Genomic DNA, 20,609 nt, shown 5'->3' with positions numbered 1-20,609 from the left:
TCGGTGTTCTAAAGTTGGCGGCTTCCCTCCTCACGCAACAGCGCTTGCAAGGTATCCAGCCGAGCACCGTCGAAGGCAATCACGGTGCCCTGCTCGAACACCCGGCGCGCCAGCCCGGTCAACACCGCACCGGGCGGCAGTTCGATGTGTAAACGCACGCCACGCTCGTAGGCGCTTTGCACCGTGCCGCGCCAATCGACGACGCGGCACATGTTGAAAGCGAGGTCATCGCGCAGGGCTTCGATGTTGACGATGGGCCGGGCGCGACTGCCGCTCAGGTAACCCATCGTCGGTGTTTTGAGTGTCACTTTGGCGAAGGCTTCGGCCAGGGTTTTGGCCGGGGCGTCCAACAAAGGACAGTGCGACGGCACGCTGACCGCCAAGCGTTTGGCCAACCCGGCACCGCGACTTTTCGCCAACAGCGCCACGGCTTTCATCCCTTCGTCACTGCCGGCAATCACCACCTGGTTATCGGCGTTGATATTGGCCAGGTACACGGGTGTTTCGTCGCTGTGAACCTGCGCCAGCAATGCTTCCACGGTGGATAAATCCAGACCGATGATCGCAGTCATGCCATAGCCCTGTGGATAAGCCTGCTGCATCAGTTCACCGCGCAGGCTGACCAGATGCAGCGCATCGCTGAAGCTCAACGCGCCAGCGACCACCGCCGCCGGATACGCGCCTATGGACAATCCCGCCACGTAATCCGCTGGTGCCTGCAATTGCCGTGAAGCCGCGACGCCAGCGATCAGCAAGCACAGCTGAACCGCCCGCGTCGACTTCAGCGCCTCGGCAGAATCCAGCAGCAACGCGTCTTCGCCCAGGACCTCACTCGCCTCGTTCAGCGTTTCCCGAGGCAAACGCTGCAGCATGCCCGGCTGCTGCGCGCCCTGGCCGGGGAACACCAGCAGGCTGCTCATGCGGCTTGCTCCTGTGGGTTCCACGGATCGATCACCAGGCAGGCTTCGCGGGCATTTTTCAGCAGCACCCGACGTGCAGGGCTGGCCCATTCACGTAAGGCAACCGCACCCAAAGGCGTTTGTAATTGCATGTCCACTTGGCAGGCGCAGGTATCAAAAATCCTCACCCACTCCCGAGCTTGTTCACGGTCCAGCGGTTGCGGTGTGCGCAGGATCAAGTCGAGATCGCTGCGCTCATGCAGTGCTTCAACACCGCTGGCCAATTCGAACCCGGCGCTACCGCTGATGCCCCAAATCCAACCGCTGGCATCCAGCATCGCCCGCAGTTGCGACAAGGCGCGCAAGGCCGGCAGATCCCGATCAATCGAGGCATGGCAAATCTCTTCCGGTGTGACCCGACGCTGAATCGAATCCACCGACATCACCGTCGCATAACGCTGCTCGCGCAATGGCCCACGCACTCCGACCGCGACCTGACCCGGCGCGCTCAACGCACGCCGAACCACCACAGGCTGACCGGAGCCAAGCGACTGAATCGCCCACAACGGCGCATCCGCAGGCAACTGCGCCGGGGTCATGCCCCAGAGCAAGTCGTGCGCCAGAAACGTATTCACCACTGCGCTCTCAACAGTTCGCGAACCTTGCTTGATGCCGCGCGGTTGCTGGCGCCCAAGCGACTGCTCAGGTCGCGACCGCTTGCGGCGACATCGCTGATCGCCTGATTCAGGCATTCCGTCACGCGGGAAAGATCCTGCGCCGTCGGCTGTTCGATCTTCTCCACCGACAAGGTTTCCCAAAGCAAACCGAGGCTCGCGTAGCTGTCGATGTCATACGCCATCGGCGGCACGCTGGCGGCCAGGGCTTCGAGTTCTTCAACGCTGCGCAAGGTCACCCGCGCCGCTGAAGCCTTGCCCATCGCATGCACCATCACGCCCGGATCGCGCAGGGCGATCAGGCGATTGGCCTGATACCCGTGAGCGAGAAACGCCCCGGACATCGCCTTGCCCACCAGCAGACCAATCACCGCGTGACCGGCCAAACGTGCACGAGCGTAACTGTCCGCCGCTCCCGCCAACGCCTGATGAATCCCGAGAGCTTCCTCGCGACGGCCATAGGCTTGGCTCGGTACATCGACGATGGCGATCAAGGCGCGCTTTCGCGTTTTATCGCTGTCGGCAGCAATGACTTCATCCACGGCTTTGGCCAAACCCCAACCTTCGAGCAATCCGACCTCGCCATTGCGAGCGCGAGCGAAGCGGTTGTCGGGGTCAGTTACCACCGCAATAAAGCGCACCGATTGGTCGCCCAACACGCCGTCGGCAACCTTCAAAGAAGCCGGCAAACCCTCGACTGGTTTGGCGCCAGCACTCAAAGCATTGAACCAGTTCAAACCTCTCATGCGCCCTCTCCTTGATACAGATCGCGAACCACCGACGGCTCGATTTGCGGCTCGGCATCCAGACGCGCCAAGCGTTGCAGGAACAGTTCGGATTGTTGGCTACGCTGCTTCGCGGGCACGCCTTGCTTGAGCAATTCGCTGACCTGCTGCTGAATCTCTGCCACATCATCGGCGGCATACCGATCCACCAAACCACTGGCAAAGCGTTGCTCGCCACCGGTCAGGCTCCAGATGAAAGGACGATCCCGGGAGTCGTATTCCTCAATCCCGGCTTCCTGCTCGATCACCTGCGGGCCGTTCAAACCAAGCCGCGCTTCCTGGGTCACCAGCAAATAACTGCACAACCCGGCGGCAATCGACATCCCGCCAAAGCAACCGACGCTGCCCGCCACCACGCCAACCACCGGTTGGTACTGACGCAGATCGACAATCGCCGCGTGAATATCCGCAATCGCCGCCAACCCGAGATTGGCTTCCTGCAAGCGCACGCCACCGGTTTCCAGCAACAGCACGGCGCGGGTCGGAATGCCTTTGCGGTTGTCTTCCGCTGCCAGTTCCAGCGCACCGGCCATCTTCGCCCCGCCGACTTCGCCGAGGCTGCCGCCCTGAAACGAACCTTCAATCGCGGCGATCACCACCGGCAATCCGCCGATGCTGCCCTTGGCGATCACTACGCCGTCATCGGCTTGCGGCACCACGCCTTGGCGCGAGAGCCATGGCGACATGATTCGCTGAAACGGATCGAGCAATTCGCGGAAGGTGCCGGCGTCGAGCAAGGCTTTCGCCCGTTGCCGGGCGCCGAGTTCGACGAAGCTGTGTTTGTTTAGGAGATCAGTCATGGCCAATCTCCTCAAAGCCTTGTTCCAGACGCAAGCGCACCACGCCCGGCGTCGCGCCGAAGTCGTGGATATCAATCGCCATCGCCGGCGGGGTCTGCCCGTCGAACATCCGCGCAAACAGATGCTGCCAGCGTTGTTCGGCGCCATTCACCGAGGTCTGCACCTGGATGGTCAGCTTGCCGGCCTGACCCGGTTCGATCAGCACTTCCAGATCGCCCGAGCCGACACAGCCCACCAGCGTCCGGCCCCGGGGCGGCTGCCCGGCGGGGAATTCAAAGGATAAGGTTTCCATCAGAAAGCTCCGGATTCGATGCGGTCGATGAACAGGCAAGCGGCGAGCAAATCAGCAGCGCCGCCCGGCGAGGCGTTCAACGCGATTAATTGTTCGTCCAGTTCATGCAAACGCCGACGACCGCCGAGGCTGGCACTGCCGCCCGCGTCGAGCACGGCTTGTGCGCCGCGTTGCATGGTTTGCAGGCCTTGTTCGCCGGCGCGGTAGAGCACACAGGTGTCCGCCAGTTGGGTCATGATCGCGAGCAAGGCATCGAGGCGCGCGTTCTGTTCGCCGTGGCCCAGGGCGCGGCTGCGATGGAGTTGGGGCAGTGCGCGATGCAGCACGGAAGGGAAACCAAGCTGCGCTTCTTCACGGGCGCCGCGTGCGCCGTAGCGTTGGGCGACTTGGGCGCCGTGGCTTAGAGGACGTGGAGCGAAACGGTCGTCGAGCAAAGCCAGACGTGCGGCGTACAGAGTGACGGCGCTGGCGTTGGTGTTTTCAAGTGCGGCCGCTGCGACCAACAGCCCCAAAGCCCAAATCGCCCCGCGATGAGTATTCACACCGCTGGTAGTGGCGAGCATCGCTTGCTCCCCTTCCCGGCCGATCCGCCCGAGGGCTTCGCGCAACGGCAATCCAACCTCGCCAAATTCGATAGCAGCTTCCGCCATTTCCTTGAACGCCGGCCACAGAGACAGCGCCGAAGCGTGCATAAGCCCGAGGTGCAAATCGGTATGGGCGCCATTGCCGCGACGGTCCACCAGCGCCGGTTTCGGCGACAGGTCCGCTTCATCGATCAGTGCGTCCACCGCCAGATCCGCCAGCCGATCAGCCAGGGTCAGTGTTTTGGGTTGCAGGTTAAGTGCGTGCATTTACCAGCTCCTGAACTTGGCGGGCGGGTTGTAGAGGCCACCGGACCACTCCACCAGATCGGCCACGCTTTTCGCCGCGAGCAGTTCACGGGTGGCGTCGGTGCGGCGGATGCCGAGGTCTTCGGGCAAGGCGATCAAGCCTTCGCGGCGCATGCGCGCGGTGTCTTTCGGGTTGTGGCGCATGCCGATCACCGTGACACCCGCGACCGCCGCGATCATCGCCTGGCGTTCTTCCAGCGAGCGCGCCTTGTACAGATAGGCGATGCCTTCTTCGGTCAGCAGGTGCGTGACGTCGTCGCCGTAGATCATGATCGGCGCCAGCGGCATGCCGCTTTTGCGCGCCACTTCCACCGCGTCGAGGGTTTCGACAAAGGTCGGTTTACCGCCCTCCTGGAACGTCTCGACCATTTGCACCACGAGTTTTTTGCCGCGTTCGAGCAAGGCTTCCGGCGCATCGTCATGGCGCATGTCGAGCCAGGCCGGCGTGCCGTGGCGGCGACCGCGCGGGTCGTGGCCCATGTTCGGCGCACCACCGAAACCGGCGAGGCGTCCACGGGTCACGGTGGAGGAATGACCGTCGCCATCGACTTGCAGGGTCGCGCCGATAAACAGGTCCACCGCGTATTGCCCGGCCAATTGGCAGAACATCCGGTTGGAGCGCAGCGAGCCGTCCCGGCCGGTGAAGAACACGTCGGGCCGGGCGGCGATGTAGTTTTCCATCCCCAGTTCAGTGCCGAAACAATGCACACTTTCGACCCAACCGCTTTCAATCGCCGGGATCAAGGTTGGGTGCGGATTGAGCGTCCAGTTGCGGCAGATTTTGCCTTTGAGGCCGAGGGATTCGCCGTAGGTCGGCAGGATCAATTCGATCGCGGCGGTGTTGAAACCGATGCCGTGGTTCAGCGACTGAACGTTGTGTTTTTCGTAGATCCCGCGAATCGCCATCATCGCCATCAACACGTGCACAGGCTTGATGTGGCGTGGGTCGCGGGTGAACAGCGGTTCGATGTAGAACGGCTTGTCCGCCACCACGACGAAATCGACCCAGGACGCGGGGATATCGACGCGAGGCAGGTCGGTGACGTCGTCCACCAATTGGTTGACCTGGACGATGACGATACCGTCGCTGAACGCGGCCGGTTCGATCAGCGCTGGAGTGTCTTCAGTGCTCGGGCCGGTGTAGATATTGCCGGCGCGGTCGGCCATGAAACCGGCGGAGAGCACGACGTTGGGGATCAGGTCCACCACCAGCCGCGCATAGAGTTCGATGTAGGTGTGGATCGCGCCGATTTCCAGCAGGCCATCTTCCAGCAACTGGCTGATGCGCAGGCTCTGGGTGCCGGCGAAGGAGAAATCGAGCTTGCGGGCGATGCCGCGCTCAAACAAATCGAGGTGCTCGGAGCGACCGACGCTGGGCATGATCATGTGCAGGTCGTGCAACTTGGCCGGATCGGCCTTGGCCAGGGAGCGCGAAAGGAAATCCGCCTGCTTCTGGTTATTGCCCTCCAGCACCACACGGTCGCCGGGCAGAATCAACGCCTCCAGCGCCGCAACGATGTTCTCGGTGGGCAACACCACACCGTCGGCCAGGCCTTTGACCAACTCAAGACGCCGCTGCTTCTCGCTGCGCCGCCGCGTCCATCGCGCGTCGGGGGATATTGTTGTTGTCATGACCACTCCACGGGTTCGCTGTCGTGGGGTCACCTTAGGAGGGTTGGGTGTGGGGCATCAATCAAGCAGAGCGACGGATCGTTACGGCTGGAGTAACGATTCGCTCAAGAGGTCGGCTGCCAGTGCTGACGCCTTCGCGAGCAAGCCCGCTCCCACAGTTGGAATGCATTCCCCTGTGGGAGCGGGCTTGCTCGCGAAAGGGCCGGAGCAATCACCGTAATTTCAGAATCACAGCCCGGTTATCTGCTCCTGCACCCGAATCAAAAGCTGCTCAGCACTTTCCAACAACTGCGCCAACAACGCCGGGTCTTCATCCATATAACCTTCGTACTCCGCCAGGTTCCGTCGCTCGTGACACAAGGCAAACAACCGCACCTGCACCTTGCCAATATCCGCCGTGTGAACCAGGCACTGAAACACCAGATATCGCTTATCCGAACGGTAGCCACACAAGCGAAGTGCCGTCAGAGCCAAGGCATGGGCAGCGTTGTAAGCCAGGTCGAATCGGCTCGCGAAGGACAGCGAAGCCGTTTGCGCATCTTTCAATCGATCCACCGCCGAACGCATCAACCCTTCGCATTCCTTGCGATCCGGCGGTTCGGCTTTCAGTCCTCCGCTACGTAACAGGTTTTCCAGATTCTCGTTGCTGCCCATCCTTGGACTCCAAAGGGTTTTGCCCCATCAGATTGATCTTGTCCTGCTGCGCCACACGCACGACAAAACTGTTTTCGGCCGCCAGTTTGGTGGCCCAGTCGCCGGGGGTGTAGAGCGTCGGGTTGAGGACGCGGCCCAGTTGCTCCTCCAGGGGCATGAGCCGCTCCATCACTTCACTGTAGTGCAGGCCTTCGCCGATCAGCATGAGATCAATGTCACTGGATGCGTTTGCCGAATCCTTGGCGATGGAGCCGTACACAAAGGCCCAGGTGATCTGTTCGGCAAAGGGTTGCAGCGCCTGGCGCAGGGGCTCGGCGATGCCGAAGGTTTTGCGGGCGATGCCCAGCAATTCGGCATAGATCGGGCAGTCGGGATTGGCCTGGTAGTGGGTCTGGTTGCCCTGGCGGGTCAGGGTCAGCACGCCGGCCTGCTGCAACCGATCCAGCTCACGCATCAGGCTGCCTTTACCCACTTGAGCCCAGCGGGCGATTTCGTTGGCGTAAAAACTTTGGTCGGGTTTGCCGAACAACAAGCCCAGGACTTTTTGCTGGGTGGTGGTGAACAAGGCTTCGCTGAGGGAAAGGTTTTTCACAGTGTCCACCGAAGAGTCCCAAAAAGGGAACGATAGGTCCCTTTTTGGGACTTATCAAGGTACAACACAAATCCTGTGGCGAGGGAGCTTGCTCCCGCTCGACTGCGCAGCAGTCGTAAACCGTTGCACTCGGTGTACCTGATACACCTCGATTGCAGGTTTTGGGGTCGCTTCGCGACCCAGCGGGAGCAAGCTCCCTCGCCACAGGATGTTTCGATCGCATGGGGATTTGTGTTTAAAAGTTGCGCCGCAGGAGGGGTGAACGGCTACGTGGTCTGGCGTTGTTGCCTACAGCAATGCGGGAAGCCGCTGACTGGTGGGGTTTTGCGTTGATCGTTATCGTTTGGGGGTCGCTGACAATTCAGCGATCGGGGCTGGAAACCCCGAGAGTAACGGGGCGCAAAAGCGTCCTTCATAACGTATGCTTGCGCACCTTTATTGTGTGCACTCCGTTATGGCGGCTGTGCGCGGGAGACTTAAATGTCTGCCGGGTTTCTCCGTTACCCCGGGTTTCCAGCCGCGTACAGCTGCCACCCCTTCGCCTGGAAACCGAATGGGCCAGCTTCAACCATGCACGGAGACTCACTATGTTCAAAGCTACCCCTAACCCCCCGGAATCCGGCACCGATTCCCAAGCATCCCTCGATGCAGAAAAAATGAAAGAAGCCGCCGACCGCGCCTTCGCCCATTACTTCCCCCCGGCTGAAGAAAAACGATCCAGCCACCGTAAATACCACCTCTTCGCCGTCGCCCAAGGTGTCAACGACCCCGAGGCCATGCTGGCCAATGCTTCCGAAGATTTGATGTCCATCAGCGCAATTGCGGCTGGCCTGGCGGACGATGTGGAAGGTTCACGCCGTTCGGTCGTCCTGGCGATCAGCCGTTTGAGTGATGGTGTGCAGTTATTGGTGGAGCGGGTGCTGAATTACCATGAGGCGATGGCTGAGGGTAAGGTCTAACGCAGTACCCTTTGTGGCGAGGGGGCTTGCCCCCGTTGGGTCGCGAAGCGGCCCCAAGATCTCCAGCGCGCCGATTATTTTGCGTCTGCTGCGCAGTCGAACGGGGGCAAGCCCCCTCGCCACAGGGATTGGGTCAGACCAATCCCGCACTCACAAGCAACTCTTCCAGCGCCAGCAAATCCGGCACTTTGGCCACTTGCTCCCCCACCTGCACCGCCGCTTGTTCCAACGGACACAACGGCACATCCACATAGCTCAACTGGCTATCCAGTTTGTAAGACCGAGGAATCCCCTGCACCAGCAGCGCAATGAATTTCAACTCCGGCCGCCCACCGAGGGCATTGAGGATGACGATGCGCACGCGCTCGCCAATCACCACTTTGTTGCCACACGCCGACTCAAAGCTGAGCAACGGAATCTGCCGATCCCGCCACGTCACCAAACCCAGATACCACGGCGGCGTATCAAGATCGAAAGCGGCCGCCTGATAGTCGATCAACTCCGCGACGGCGACGTTGGGCAGGATCAAGTTGCGGTCCGCCAGGGGCAGCAACAGCCCTGTGAGGTTGCTGGTGCGATGCTCAAGCATGGGTTTTGCTCCACAGGGCGATGCTTTCGAGCAGCACCGATTCCTGGTACGGCTTGCCGAGGTAGTCGTTGACGCCGATGGCCATGGCGCGGTCGCGGTGTTTCTGGCCGGTGCGCGAGGTGATCATGATGATCGGCAGGTGCTGCAAACGTTCGTCGGCGCGCACTTGGGTGGCGACTTCGAAGCCGTCCATGCGCGGCATTTCGATGTCCAGCAGCATCACGTCGGGCAGGTGATCTTCGAGCAGCAGCATGGCGTCGACCCCGTCCTTGGCGGTCAGCACGTTCATGCCGTGGCGTTCGAGCAAACGGCTGGTGACTTTGCGCACGGTCACCGAGTCGTCCACCACCAACACCAGCAATGGCTTGTGCGGCTCAGCCTCGACATCCTGGGTCACCGGCCGTTGCGGCACGCGGGTTTGCATGGCACGGATCGGCGCCAGCAAATCCAGAATCAGCACCACCCGGCCATCGCCGAGAATCGTCGCCCCGGACAAGCCCTGCACCGCCGCAAATTGCGGGCCGAGGCTTTTGACCACGATCTCGCGCGTGCCGGCCATCGAATCAACCTGCACCGCGATGTGCCGTTCGTTGCATTGCACCAGCAACACCGGCAACGGCAGGCTCTGGCCCAGCAGTTTCGGGCGGGTGCTGGTTTTCAGCAGTTCGCCGAGGTAGCACAGTTCATAGTGCTGCCCGGCGTATTTGTAGGTCGGCGGATCGAGGCGGTAATGGCCTTCGAGTTCGTTGGGCAGCACGCGGACGATGCCGTCGATGGTGTTCAACGGGATCGCGTATTGATCCTCACCGCATTGCACCATCAGCGCCCGGTTGACCGACACGGTAAACGGCAAACGAATGCGGAAATGCACACCCTGCCCCGGCACAGAATCGATAAACATGCTGCCACCGAGCTGCCGCACTTCTTCATGCACCACGTCCATGCCGACGCCGCGCCCGGAAATCTGGGTGATTTTCTCGGCGGTGGAGAACCCCGGTTGCAGGATGAACTGCAGCACGTCGCGGTCGCTGATGTCGCTGTCCGGCGCGAGCATGCCGCGCTTGATTGCCTTGCGCCGCACCGCGTCCAGCGGCACGCCGGCGCCGTCATCGCGGATGTCGAAAATGATGTCGCCGCCCTCGCGCGCGAGGTCCAGCGTAATACGACCCTGCGCCGGTTTCCCCGCCGCGACCCGCACTTCAGCGGATTCCAAACCGTGATCCACAGCGTTGCGCAGCATGTGCTCCAGCGGCGCGGCCATGCGCTCCAGCACGTTGCGATCCATCTCGCCTTCGGCGTTGCCGACTACGAACTCCACGTCCTTGCCCAACTCGCTGGACACCTGACGGACGATGCGTTTCAAGCGCGGCAGCATCCGTTCGAACGGCACCATGCGCGTGCGCATCAGGCCTTCCTGCAATTCGGTGTTGATGCGGCCCTGCTGTTGCAGCAGGTTTTCCGCGTCCTGATTGGTCCGGTCGAGGGTTTCCTTGAGGTCGAGCAAATCGGAGGCGGATTCGAACAGCGCCCGGGACAGTTGCTGCAATTGCGAGTGGCGGTCCATTTCCAGCGGATCGAATTCTTCGTAGCCCAGGCGTTCGGCTTCGACTTGCTGACGGCTGAGAATCCGGCCCTGTGTTTCGGTGTCGAGGCGGCGCAACTGGTCGCGCATCCGCTCAATGGTGGTTTCCATTTCGCTCAGCGCGACGCGGGCATCGTTGACCTGCTGTTCGATGCGTCCACGGAAGATCGAGGTTTCCCCGGCAAGGTTGACCAGATCGTCGAGCAGTTCGGCCGAGACCTTGACCATGTCGGCGCCAGCGTCAGGCGCCGGCACTTCAATCTTGGCAGCCACCGGCGCGACGACCGGGGCTTCGGGAACGACTGGATGGCTGAAGTTTTTGATCGCATCGATCAGTCGATCCGCTGGCGGGCAAGGCTGGCCGGCGCGGGTGGCGTCGAGCATCTGCGCCAAGCGGTCGTGGCTGCTTTGCAATAGCGTGAACAGCGCCGCCGTCGGTTGCAGCACGCCCGCCGACAGGCCTTCGTAGAGGAATTCCAGCTCATGGGCCAAATCGCCGATCGGGGCGATTTCCACCATCCGCGCGCCGCCCTTCAGCGTGTGCAGATCCCGCAGCAGGGTTTCGACTTCCTGACGGTTCGACGGCTCGGCCTGCCAGCGCACCAGCGCCGCGCCAGAGTTTTCGATGATGTCGAAACCTTCTTCGAGGAAGATTTCCAACAGTTCCGGGTCATGCCCCGGTGAATCATGTCCGTGGGCCGGTTCGACGGTTTCAGCGGTGACGGTATTGCCCTGGCGAAACTCGCGAATCGCCGCGATCAGCTCGTCCGGATCACCCAGCGCTTTCTGGTTTTGCAGTTGCTCAAGCAGCACCGCCAAGCGGTCGTGACTGGTTTGCAGCAGCCGCGCCAGGGTTTCGCTGTGGCTGTAACGACGGTCCACCAAACCTTCGTAAAGGTTTTCCAACTCATGAGCGAGGTCACCGACCGCCTCGACCTCGGCCATCCGCGCGCCGCCCTTGAGGGTGTGCAAATCTCGCTGCAAGGACGACAGCGGCGCGGCGTTGTCCGGGTCGCTCAACCAGCGCTGCAAGGCCTGGCCGGCGCTTTCGAGGATATCCACGGCTTCTTCGAGGAAGATCGAAACGATCTCGTCGTCGCGTTCAATCTGCGTCGCGGTGTGCGAAAGCTCAGCGGTGGCGCTACCGAGTTCGCGAATGCTCAGGGTGCGACTGCCATCGCTGCGAATCAGGCCCATGGCCGACGGGTCGAGGCTGGTATCGAGCAACCCGCGCAAGGCCCGCACACGTTCCGGTTGCGGGCTGACTTCCTGGCCGGCGGCCAGTTCGTCGAGCATGTTGATCAGCGCTTCGTGGGCACTTTGCGCCTCATGGAAAAACGCGTCGCTGACCGCCAGGCTGCTCTCTTCCACCGCGCCATACAGGTCGAGCAAGGCTTCGCAGAGCTCATCCACCGGGTGCAGATCGGCGAGGTGCGCGCCTTCGCCAAGGGTGGTCAGTTCGTCGAGCAACGCGCTGAGTTCCTGGCGCTCGCCGGGGTGCTGCTGCCAACGCTGCAACAGGCTTTCGGCGTCGAGCAGGATGTCCATGCCCTGGGCCAGAAAGTTGTTGATCAGTTGCGGATCGCGCTTGACCCGCAACGCCCGGTTTGGCGCGCTGAGGACGGCTTGCAGGCGTTCGTCCAGCAGCGCATGGGTGCGTTCGATCAGCGAGCGGGCGTCGGGAATCTCCGCGAGCGGATCGGTCTTGAGCTGACGCAAACCGAGGCGAAACAGCCCTTCGGCTTCCAGCAGCAATTCGACTTCATCCAGGTCCAGAGCAATCAAGTGCGCCTTGTACTCGCGGGCCAATTGATCCAGCGGCGCGGCCAGCTCGGCAATTGGCAATACGCCAGCCATCGAGGCGCTGCCCTTGAGGGTGTGCAAGGCGCGTTGCAACTCGTCGCTGGCTTGCAGCGGCACGTGTTCGGCGGCTTGATCAAGGAAGCGATTGAGGCTGGTGAGGTGGGTTTCGGCCTCGTTGCGGAAGATCTCCAGCAACAACGGATCGAGTGCGGCGACGTCTTGAGTGTCCTCGTCGGACAGCGATTCATCGCCCTTGGCCAAGGCATGCGCGCGGGCAGCCAAGCGGTCCACGTCGTCGCGCTGGCGCTGGGCATTGGCGGCGAATTCGCTGATGAGTTCCGGCAACAGATTCAGTGCATCGGTCAGCAGTTGTTGCACCGCGAGCCCAGGCTTAACGCTGTGTTCCAGCACCCGATTGAGCAGGTTTTCCATGGCCCAGGCCATTTCGCCCAGCACTAATGCGCGGACCATCCGGCCACTGCCTTTCAAGGTGTGAAAGGCGCGGCGCAGTTCGCTCAACGCAGCGGCGTCGTCAACGTTGGCCGACCAGCGCGGCAGGTATTCGTGCAGCACTTCCAAGACTTCGTCGGTTTCTTCGAGGAAGACTTCCCGCAGTTCATCGTCCACCGGTTCTTCGCCGAACGGCGGCGGCAACAGGCTGCCCGGGGTGTTCAGGGCGGGCGGGTTGACGGCGGAAACCGGGCTGGCCAACACCGCGGCCAGGGATTGCACGGTTTCGGGATCGTCCAGTTCTTGCAGGTCCTGCATGACCTGGGCTTCGTTGGGGCTGAGTACGTCTTCGAGCACCGGCACGAGTTTTTCGCTGGGGAAAAACCCGAGTGAGGCGAGGCTGTTTTCAGCGACGTCGAGCAGTTGTTCGTCCGCCTCTTGCGGATCGTCATTCAGACGTTCCAGGTAGTACTCGATGCTGGTGATGACGTCGGCCAGGTTGTCGAGTTGCTGCCAGCCGGGATGATCGGTATCCACCAGCAGGTGTTCGCGGATAAAGCCGTTGCAGGCTTCGATCAGGCTCGCGGCACGGGTCAGCGGAATCATCGCCAATGCTCCGCGCACTTGGGTCAGCAACGCCGGCAACGGTTGCAGTTGCTGGCGATCCCAATCGGCGTCGATGTAGTCGACGATCATGTCCTTGGCTTGTTGCAGGCAGATCCGCGCTTCGCGAATCACGATCTGGTGAATCTGGGTCAGGTCGGTGGTGGGCAGGCGGCTTTCTTCCTGGCTTTCCGGCTCCACGGTGCCGACCATTCCGGCCAGCGTTGCTTCGACGTAGAGCAAGGCGCCGGCCACGTCCATCAGGATCGCGTCGTTGGGTTCGCGCTGGCCCTGGGCGAGGCTCAGCACCACCGCCAGTTGATCGATGATGACCTTGCGCGGCTGGCCGAAACCGAGCACCGCCAACGTGTCGGCGATTTGCCGCAGGGGCGCGAGCAGGCTTTCGAGGTCCGAGGTGTGCTGGCGGTCGCTGCGCACGAACAGGTCCAGGCGTTCCTTGACCCGCACCAGTTCTTCGCACAGCGCGGCGAGCACCGAGCGCATGGCATCGCGGTCGGGGCCGGCGAGGCGTGCGCGTTCTTCGTCGACCATCGCGCTGTCGGGCAGCGCATCGTCCAGTCCGTAGCGATCTTTCATGGTCAGCATCTGCCCGGTGGGATGTTCGGCTTTGGCAATGTAGAACAACAAGCTTTTCAGCAGCTCGGGCGGCGGCGCCTGATTGACGCCGGCCATGCCCTGTTCCAGCAAGCGTTTGAGTTCCTTGTCGGCGTCCTTGAACAGGCTGCGCAGCGCCGGGCTGTTGGCTATCGCGCCTTTTTGCAGGCCTTCGACCAGCGCCGAAGCGACCTGCCACAACGGGCTCAGCGGCGCGTTACCGCACAACGCTTCGAGCCGGGCGAAGACTTTGGTCAGGTAATCCAGATTGGTTTCGCCATCCTGCTCGCGAAGCAAACCGACCAAGGCCATCTGCAACATTTGCCGCAACTTGCGCAGCACATTGGGCAAGTCTGCCGGCTCAAGCCGCGCCAGTTCTGCGTCGTCCAGGGGCGACAACTCCGGCAATTGCGGGCTGAACAGGCTGGTTTCCGACAACAGGCTTTCGCCGCGTGCGCTGCGCAAATCGTTGATCAGCGGCAGCACCACCAGCGGCAAATCCCGGCGTGCGCCTTGCACCCGGTCGAGGTAGATCGGCAGTTGCCCCAGTGCCTGTCTTAACAGATGAATGGCTTCATCGCGATGACTGACGCGGTTTTGTTGCAGGGCAGCGGTCAGTTGCTCCATCTCTTCGGCGAGCAGCGCCGCGCCGTAGAACTCGACCATCTGCAAACTGCCGTGAACCTGATGGATGCACGCCAGGCACTCACTCAGCGCGTGCGTCGCCTGCGGGTCATCCAGCAGTTGTTCCAACGCTTGATGAGCCTGCTTCAGCGTTTCGGCAATCTCGCCTTTGACCCACTCGAGGGCCACATAGTCGTGCCGATCACCCATAACCACTCCGCTCTCTATTTCTACCGCAGCAATTCATACGCCCGCAGGCGTTCACGCGTTGTCCGTGGCCTGCTTGGGCTCGGTCGGCAAGGTGAAGCCCGAGACCGAGCGCCGCAACTGACTGGCCATTTTCGCCAGGTTGCCGATGCTTTCGGCGGTCGCCGTGGAGCCGGACGACGTCTGCGTGGTGATCTGCTGGATCACGTTCATGGTCAGGGAAATCTGCCCGGCCGACGACGTCTGTTGCTGCGCCGCGTTGGAAATGCTCTGGATCAGCGCCGCGAGAGTCTTCGACACGCCTTCGATTTCTTCCAGGGCCACACCGGCATCCTGCGCCAGCCGCGCGCCGCGCACCACTTCGGTGGTGGTCTGCTCCATGGAGATCACCGCCTCATTGGTATCAGTCTGGATCGCCCGGACCAGGGTTTCAATTTGTCGGGTCGCGGCGGACGAGCGCTCGGCCAGCCGCTGCACTTCGTCGGCCACCACGGCAAACCCGCGCCCGGCGTCACCGGCCATGGAGGCCTGGATTGCCGCGTTGAGCGCGAGGATGTTGGTCTGGTCGGCAATGTCGTCGATCAGGCTGACGATGTCGCCGATTTCCTGGGAAGACTCGCCAAGACGCTTGATGCGTTTGGCGGTGTCCTGGATCTGTTCGCGAATGTTGTCCATGCCGTGGATGGTGTTGTGCACCACCTCGTTGCCCTTGTTGGCGATTTCCACCGAACGCTCAGCCACCGCAGAGGATTCGGCGGCGTTGGCCGAGACCTGATCGATGGACTGGGCCATGTCGTTGATCGCCGTCGAGGCTTCGCTGATCTGTTGAGCCTGATGTTCCGAGGCCTGGGCCAGATGCATCGCGGTGGCCTGGGTTTCCTGCACGGCGGCGGCGACTTGCCCGGCGGTGAGGTTGATGGTCGCCACCAGATCGCGCAGTTGATCGACGGAATAGTTGATCGAGTCGGCGATGGTGCCGGTGAAGTCTTCGGTCACCGAGGCGGTCACAGTCAGGTCGCCGTCGGCGAGGTCTTCGATTTCGTCGAGCAGACGCATGATCGCGTTCTGGTTGCGCTCGTTCTTCTCGGCGGTTTCCTGAAGTTGGCGATTGGTTTCACGGACCATCACCAGACCGATGAGGATGATCGACATCAACGCCAGCAAGCCCAGCACGTAGCCGCCGATGGTGTCGGTGTTGCGCCCGCCGGCCAGGTTTTCGAAGCCGGTGGCCAGGTGCGAGGCTTCGTCGAGCAGGGTTTGCGACAGGGTGAAGATGCTGGTCGCCGACTCGCGGACCTTGAACAGCTCGGGCGAGGTTTCGAGGATTTCATCCACCGAACCGGAGACGAATTCGAACAGTTCGGAGATTTCGGTCAAACGTGCGCGTGCGTCCTTGTCTTCGACCTGGCTGACTTTCAGTGCCGGGTTGCCCTGGAGCATGCCGGTTAACACTTGGCCGAAACGTGCGGCATCGCGGCCGAAGGCGTCGGCGGCTTGCTGGGAGTTTTCGTCGCCGGACAGCACGGTATTTACTGCGCCGAGAATCCGTTCCGCCAGCAACGACTGACGCTGGGCCATCGCCACTTGGGCCGCCGGAGCGCCACGTTGAAGGAGGATTTCGACGACTTTTTCGTACTCGACCTGCAACTGCGGCACGGTTTCGGCCAGGGTCGCGGCGACCTGATGCAGGGACAGCACGGTCTGTTCGCTGGAGAGAATGGCGTCGGTGTTTTTCAGCAGGCGTTCCCAGTCCAGTTGCACGGCGCGCATTTCCGGGCGCACGGTGGACGGTGCGGGCGGCAGACCGGTGCTCGGGTCGCCCTTCTTCAGGTAACCCCAGCGCTGGGCGAAATCGTTGCGCGCGTCGCTGAGCAACTTGAACGCGGCAGCCTTGCCGGCGGCGGCTTCGGTGGCGTTCTTGGCGATACGCTGGGACAACACGCGCAGCTCACCGGCGTGGCCGATGTACTGTTTGTCGTAGGTGGCCTGGGTATTGAGGTAAGCGAAGTTGGCGAACAGCAGCATGATGAAGATGATCAGCGCGATAAACAGCACGATGATCTGCGAACGGCTGCGCGACCCTTCTGGCTTGCCTGTTTTTGCTTTTGTCATCGGTCCTCGCCTGTTAACCAACCTTTAGAACCCGCCGTAGATCCCCTTGTGGGAGCGGGCTTGCTCGCGAAGGCGGTGTGTCATTCAGCATTGATGTCGACTGGTACACCGCCTTCGCGAGCAAGCCCGCTCCCACATTGGATGGGTGTTGGGCCGGTTACACCGCGACATGCATGAAATCCTGGGACTGCGCCAACGCAAACGGGCTGAACACTTGCCAGCTCTGCTCGCGCTGGAACCGGCCCTGGACGAACGCACCAATCGCGCCGTTCAACTCGTTCGACGGCACCGCCTCCAGGCTGTCCTGGGCAAAGTGCTGCAAGCCGTAGACTTCATCGACCATCAACCCGGCAAACACGTCTTTGTATTCCACCACCAGCACCCGCCGTTGCTTGCGCCCCCCCGACAACTCATGCCCGAGCTCTTTATCCGAAAAGAAGGCGCAGATATCCATGATCGGCAGCAACCGCCCGCGCAGGTTGGCCACGCCCTTGACCCAGGGTTTGACGCCGGGCAGTTGGGTGCAGCGCGGTTCATGCAGGACTTCGCTGACTTCGCCCATCGGCGCGACGTACCAGTGCTCGCCCAGGCGAAAACCGATGCCGCTCCAGCTGTCCTGGCGGGTTGGCTGGGACGGCAAATCCGCCGCCAGCACGCGACAACGCTGGTCGATCTGCAACAGCAGTTCGAAAGCCGTCAGCGACTCGGTCATGGCCGGGGGATCAACCGGCCAGCACGTTGTTCAGGGTTTTGATCAGGGTGTCTTCATCGACCGGTTTGGTCAGGTAGTCCTTGGCGCCCTGGCGCGTGCCCCAGACCTTGTCGGTTTCCTGATCCTTGGTGGTGATGATGATCACCGGGATGTGCCCGGTTTCCGGGTCTTTGGTCAACTGGCGGGTGGCCTGGAAACCGTTGAGACCGGGCATGACGATGTCCATCAGCACGGCGTCGGGTTTTTCCTGGCGGGCCAGGGCCACGCCGTCGGCGCCGTTTTCGGCTTTCAACACTTCATGACCGTGCTTTTCCAGCATGCCGGTCAGTTTGTACATTTCAGTCGGCGAATCATCGACGATCAGAATACGTGCCATGGTCTTCCCCATTCTTGTCAACGCCGGGCCCGCTGGCCGAGCGTCACTGTGCGTGTCCTACTGCGGCAAAACGGCGGCGAAGCCCGGAACATGGGCCTGAATCGCGTTCAGCAGTTCTTCCTTGCTGAAAGGCTTGGTCAAAAACTGGTCGGAGCCGACGATGCGCCCCTTGGCCTTGTCGAACAGCCCGTCCTTGGACGACAGCATAATCACTGGCGTGGACTTGAACGCACTGTTGTTCTTGATTAAAGCGCAGGTCTGATAACCATCCAGACGCGGCATCATGATGTCGACAAAGATAATGCCCGGATGATTGTCGGCAATCTTGGCCAGCGCATCGAAACCGTCGATGGCCGTGATGACTTCACAGCCTACGTTTTTCAGCAGCGTTTCGGCGGTGCGGCGGATCGTCTTCGAATCATCGATCACCATGACCTTCAAGGCGCTGGAATGCTGTTCCATAAATGCTCTACCGTCGCCTTTGAGAAACAATTTGTCCGTTTGACGGCTCGAAACCCTTGATACTGAAGGGCCAGCGCGACATGGCGACCTTTTTAGCACAGTCTCAATAACCAATCTATCGGCCGACCCGCGCAGAGGTTTTTCCTTGACCGGGAACACACTCAGCGCCACTCTGACGCCACTTTTTCGTGTCCATTCGGACCACCCCATTTCGAGGAAAAACCCATGAGCGTTCGCGTCGGGATTGTCATGGACCCTATCGCCAGCATTTCCTATAAAAAGGATAGCTCGCTGGCCATGCTGCTGGCTGCGCAGAAGCGCGGCTGGGAACTGTTCTATATGGAACAGAAGGATTTGTACCAGGGCGAAGGTGAAGCACGGGCGCGGATGCGACCGCTGAAAGTCTTCGCCAACCCTGAGAAGTGGTTCGAACTGGAAGCCGAGACCGACGCGCTGCTCAGCGATCTAGACGTGATCCTGATGCGCAAGGATCCGCCGTTCGACATGGAATTCGTTTACTCCACGTACCTGCTGGAGCAAGCCGAGCGCGCCGGCGTGCTGGTGGTCAACAAGCCGCAGAGCCTGCGCGACTGCAACGAAAAGCTGTTCGCCACGCTGTTCCCGCAGTGCACGCCGCCGACCGTGGTCAGCCGCCGCGCCGACGTGTTGCGTGAATTCGCCGCCAAGCACGGCGATGTGATCCTCAAGCCGCTGGATGGCATGGGCGGTACCTCGATCTTCCGTCACCGCGCGGGCGATCCGAACCTGTCGGTGATTCTGGAAACCCTGACCGCGCTGGGCACCCAGCAGATCATGGGCCAGGCCTATCTGCCGGCGATCAAGGATGGCGACAAACGCATCCTGATGATCGACGGCGAGCCGGTGGATTACTGCCTGGCGCGGATTCCGGCGGCTGGCGAAACCCGTGGCAACCTCGCGGCCGGTGGTCGTGGCGAAGCCCGTCCGCTGAGCGACAAGGATCGCTGGATCGCCGCACAAGTCGGCCCGACCCTGCGTGAGAAAGGCCTGCTGTTCGTTGGCCTGGATGTGATCGGCGAGCACCTGACCGAAATCAACGTCACCAGCCCGACTTGCATTCGCGAGATTGATAACGCCTTCGGCACCGACATTGGTGGCCTTTTGATGGATGCCATAGAGAAGAAGCTGCAAGCTGCAAGCCTCAAGCCGCAAGCTTGAAGCGCGCGACAGACAGCTTGTCGCTTGCCGCTTGAAGCCTGAAGCTAAAAACCAACATTGCGTTATCATGCCGAGCCCGGAAAAACGTGATGTTGGTTTTTTGTTATGACGCTCCCGTCCGATCTGCCCGCTGAACTCGCCCATCGTGGCGTGCGCCCGGCCGATCGCCTCGGTTTTACCCTGTTTCTTGCGGTGTTGATTCACCTGGCCTTGCTGTTGGGCGTCGGCTTTTCGATGGTCGAACCCAAGCAGATCAGCAAAACCCTGGAAATCACCCTCGCCACTTTCAAAAGCGAAACCAAGCCTAAAAAAGCCGATTTTCTTGCTCAAGAGAATCAGGAAGGCAGCGGCACCCTGGATAAAAAGGCGATTCCCAAGACCACCGAGGTCGCGCCGTTCCAGGACAACAAGGTGCAGAAAGTCACCCCGCCGCCGGCCGCCAAGCCTGAAGTGCAGGAAGCCGCACCCAAGGCAGCCGTGACCACCGTCGCGCCAAAGCCGAAAAAAGCCGCCGCCAAAAACGAAGAACCCAAAACTGAACCCAAACCGGCCATAGCCGCGCCGACATTCGACAGCTCGCAGCTGTCCAGCGACATCGCCAGCCTGGAGGCGGAACTGGCCAACGAACAACAGCTGTACGCCAAGCGCCCGCGGATTCACCGCTTGAGCGCGGCCTCGACCATGCGCGACAAGGGCGCCTGGTATAAGGACGAATGGCGCAAGAAGGTCGAGCGCATCGGCAACCTCAATTACCCCGACGAAGCACGGCGCAAGCAGATCTACGGCAATTTGCGTTTGATGGTCTCGATCAACCGCGACGGCTCGCTGTATGAAGTGCTGGTGCTGGAGTCCTCCGGGCAACCGTTGCTGGATCAGGCGGCACAGCGGATTGTGCGGCTGGCGGCACCGTTCTCGCCGTTTACCGGGGATTTGTCGGATATCGACCGACTGGAAATCATCCGCACCTGGAAATTCGCTCGCGGCGACAAGCTCTCTAGTAACTGACACCCCAAAAATCCCCTGTGGGAGCGGGCTTGCTCGCGAATGCGGAGTGTCATTCAACATTCATATCGACTGACACACCGTATTCGCGAGCAAGC

Annotated in this window: 18 protein-coding genes; 3 read left to right on the top strand and 15 right to left on the bottom strand. The window is 61.5% G+C overall.

The annotated features are described in order from the left end of the window. Positions 1–8 precede the first annotated feature (8 nt). From mdcH to NK667_RS29580, 9 genes are all read right to left on the bottom strand, one after another. On the bottom strand, positions 9–920 hold the full coding sequence (gene mdcH, locus NK667_RS29620; protein ID WP_054616915.1) for a malonate decarboxylase subunit epsilon: 912 nt from the start codon (positions 918–920) through the stop codon (positions 9–11). After that, on the bottom strand, positions 917–1,537 hold the full coding sequence (locus tag NK667_RS29615) for a malonate decarboxylase holo-ACP synthase (RefSeq protein WP_054616916.1): 621 nt from the start codon (positions 1,535–1,537) through the stop codon (positions 917–919). The genes mdcH and NK667_RS29615 overlap by 4 nt, the downstream gene beginning before the upstream one ends. Next, positions 1,531–2,319: a biotin-independent malonate decarboxylase subunit gamma gene (mdcE, locus tag NK667_RS29610; protein ID WP_054616917.1), complete on the bottom strand. Its 789-nt coding sequence runs from the start codon at positions 2,317–2,319 to the stop codon at positions 1,531–1,533. The genes NK667_RS29615 and mdcE overlap by 7 nt, the downstream gene beginning before the upstream one ends. Beyond that, complete coding sequence (locus NK667_RS29605) at positions 2,316–3,158, bottom strand: biotin-independent malonate decarboxylase subunit beta (protein ID WP_054616918.1); 843 nt, start codon at positions 3,156–3,158, stop codon at positions 2,316–2,318. Before NK667_RS29605 ends, mdcE begins: the two co-directional genes overlap by 4 nt. Beyond that, the gene (locus NK667_RS29600; RefSeq protein WP_054044377.1) at positions 3,151–3,450 is read right to left on the bottom strand and encodes a malonate decarboxylase subunit delta; all 300 of its coding nucleotides are present in this window, start codon (positions 3,448–3,450) and stop codon (positions 3,151–3,153) included. The genes NK667_RS29605 and NK667_RS29600 overlap by 8 nt, the downstream gene beginning before the upstream one ends. Continuing rightward, positions 3,450–4,301, bottom strand: coding sequence for a triphosphoribosyl-dephospho-CoA synthase (locus tag NK667_RS29595; protein WP_054616919.1), 852 nt, complete (start codon positions 4,299–4,301; stop codon positions 3,450–3,452). Before NK667_RS29595 ends, NK667_RS29600 begins: the two co-directional genes overlap by 1 nt. Continuing rightward, a complete protein-coding gene (gene mdcA / locus NK667_RS29590; protein ID WP_054044381.1) occupies positions 4,302–5,972 on the bottom strand; it encodes a malonate decarboxylase subunit alpha in 1,671 nt (556 codons plus the stop codon). Positions 5,973–6,200: 228 nt separating this feature from the next. Beyond that, entirely contained in the window at positions 6,201–6,626 is a 426-nt protein-coding gene (locus NK667_RS29585) for a hypothetical protein (RefSeq protein ID WP_054616920.1), read from the bottom strand. Further along, positions 6,589–7,218, bottom strand: coding sequence for a nucleotidyltransferase domain-containing protein (locus NK667_RS29580; protein ID WP_054617226.1), 630 nt, complete (start codon positions 7,216–7,218; stop codon positions 6,589–6,591). The genes NK667_RS29585 and NK667_RS29580 overlap by 38 nt, the downstream gene beginning before the upstream one ends. Positions 7,219–7,805: 587 nt before the next feature. On the opposite strand from NK667_RS29580, the gene NK667_RS29575 reads away from it, so the two are divergent. Beyond that, positions 7,806–8,177 carry a DUF6124 family protein gene (locus NK667_RS29575; RefSeq protein WP_054044387.1) on the top strand — a complete coding sequence of 124 codons (372 nt, stop codon included), beginning with the start codon at positions 7,806–7,808 and terminating at the stop codon, positions 8,175–8,177. Between the two features lie 133 nt (positions 8,178–8,310). On the opposite strand, the gene NK667_RS29570 is transcribed toward NK667_RS29575, so the two are convergent. The 6 genes from NK667_RS29570 to pilG form a co-directional block, all read right to left on the bottom strand. Then, positions 8,311–8,766: a chemotaxis protein CheW gene (locus tag NK667_RS29570; protein WP_054616921.1), complete on the bottom strand. Its 456-nt coding sequence runs from the start codon at positions 8,764–8,766 to the stop codon at positions 8,311–8,313. Further along, positions 8,759–14,653: an Hpt domain-containing protein gene (locus NK667_RS29565; RefSeq protein WP_054616922.1), complete on the bottom strand. Its 5,895-nt coding sequence runs from the start codon at positions 14,651–14,653 to the stop codon at positions 8,759–8,761. Before NK667_RS29565 ends, NK667_RS29570 begins: the two co-directional genes overlap by 8 nt. Positions 14,654–14,704: 51 nt before the next feature. After that, positions 14,705–16,762, bottom strand: coding sequence for a methyl-accepting chemotaxis protein (locus tag NK667_RS29560; protein ID WP_054044393.1), 2,058 nt, complete (start codon positions 16,760–16,762; stop codon positions 14,705–14,707). Between the two features lie 157 nt (positions 16,763–16,919). Further along, a complete protein-coding gene (locus tag NK667_RS29550; protein ID WP_054044395.1) occupies positions 16,920–17,474 on the bottom strand; it encodes a chemotaxis protein CheW in 555 nt (184 codons plus the stop codon). Between the two features lie 10 nt (positions 17,475–17,484). Beyond that, complete coding sequence (pilH, locus tag NK667_RS29545) at positions 17,485–17,850, bottom strand: twitching motility response regulator PilH (RefSeq protein WP_007897961.1); 366 nt, start codon at positions 17,848–17,850, stop codon at positions 17,485–17,487. A 57-nt stretch (positions 17,851–17,907) separates the two neighbouring features. Further along, positions 17,908–18,312 (bottom strand): twitching motility response regulator PilG, encoded by a 405-nt coding sequence (pilG, locus tag NK667_RS29540; RefSeq protein ID WP_008152601.1) that lies wholly within the window; start codon positions 18,310–18,312, stop codon positions 17,908–17,910. Positions 18,313–18,537: 225 nt separating this feature from the next. Between pilG and gshB the strand changes: the two genes are divergently transcribed. Next, entirely contained in the window at positions 18,538–19,509 is a 972-nt protein-coding gene (gene gshB, locus NK667_RS29535) for a glutathione synthase (protein WP_054616923.1), read from the top strand. Between the two features lie 105 nt (positions 19,510–19,614). Next, positions 19,615–20,514 carry an energy transducer TonB gene (locus tag NK667_RS29530; protein ID WP_054616924.1) on the top strand — a complete coding sequence of 300 codons (900 nt, stop codon included), beginning with the start codon at positions 19,615–19,617 and terminating at the stop codon, positions 20,512–20,514. Positions 20,515–20,609: the final 95 nt, after the last annotated feature.

The sequence above is a fragment of the Pseudomonas nunensis genome, from assembly GCF_024296925.1.
In the GTDB taxonomy this organism is placed as follows: Bacteria; Pseudomonadota; Gammaproteobacteria; order Pseudomonadales; family Pseudomonadaceae; genus Aquipseudomonas; species Aquipseudomonas nunensis.
This window is presented reverse-complemented; position numbering and strand designations above follow the sequence as displayed.

Excerpts from the sequence above, each read along its gene's own strand:
- NK667_RS29605 (WP_054616918.1), bottom strand. The coding sequence starts at position 3,158 with ATGACTGATCTCCTAAACAAACACAGCTTCGTCGAACTCGGCGCCCGG.
- NK667_RS29530 (WP_054616924.1), top strand. The coding sequence starts at position 19,615 with ATGACGCTCCCGTCCGATCTGCCCGCTGAACTCGCCCATCGTGGCGTG.
- NK667_RS29565 (WP_054616922.1), bottom strand. The coding sequence starts at position 14,653 with ATGGGTGATCGGCACGACTATGTGGCCCTCGAGTGGGTCAAAGGCGAG.
- NK667_RS29585 (WP_054616920.1), bottom strand. The coding sequence starts at position 6,626 with ATGGGCAGCAACGAGAATCTGGAAAACCTGTTACGTAGCGGAGGACTG.
- NK667_RS29550 (WP_054044395.1), bottom strand. The coding sequence starts at position 17,474 with ATGACCGAGTCGCTGACGGCTTTCGAACTGCTGTTGCAGATCGACCAG.
- NK667_RS29560 (WP_054044393.1), bottom strand. The coding sequence starts at position 16,762 with ATGACAAAAGCAAAAACAGGCAAGCCAGAAGGGTCGCGCAGCCGTTCG.
- mdcE (WP_054616917.1), bottom strand. The coding sequence starts at position 2,319 with ATGAGAGGTTTGAACTGGTTCAATGCTTTGAGTGCTGGCGCCAAACCA.
- gshB (WP_054616923.1), top strand. The coding sequence starts at position 18,538 with ATGAGCGTTCGCGTCGGGATTGTCATGGACCCTATCGCCAGCATTTCC.
- mdcA (WP_054044381.1), bottom strand. The coding sequence starts at position 5,972 with ATGACAACAACAATATCCCCCGACGCGCGATGGACGCGGCGGCGCAGC.
- NK667_RS29595 (WP_054616919.1), bottom strand. The coding sequence starts at position 4,301 with ATGCACGCACTTAACCTGCAACCCAAAACACTGACCCTGGCTGATCGG.
- pilG (WP_008152601.1), bottom strand. The coding sequence starts at position 18,312 with ATGGAACAGCATTCCAGCGCCTTGAAGGTCATGGTGATCGATGATTCG.
- pilH (WP_007897961.1), bottom strand. The coding sequence starts at position 17,850 with ATGGCACGTATTCTGATCGTCGATGATTCGCCGACTGAAATGTACAAA.
- NK667_RS29600 (WP_054044377.1), bottom strand. The coding sequence starts at position 3,450 with ATGGAAACCTTATCCTTTGAATTCCCCGCCGGGCAGCCGCCCCGGGGC.
- NK667_RS29570 (WP_054616921.1), bottom strand. The coding sequence starts at position 8,766 with ATGCTTGAGCATCGCACCAGCAACCTCACAGGGCTGTTGCTGCCCCTG.
- mdcH (WP_054616915.1), bottom strand. The coding sequence starts at position 920 with ATGAGCAGCCTGCTGGTGTTCCCCGGCCAGGGCGCGCAGCAGCCGGGC.
- NK667_RS29575 (WP_054044387.1), top strand. The coding sequence starts at position 7,806 with ATGTTCAAAGCTACCCCTAACCCCCCGGAATCCGGCACCGATTCCCAA.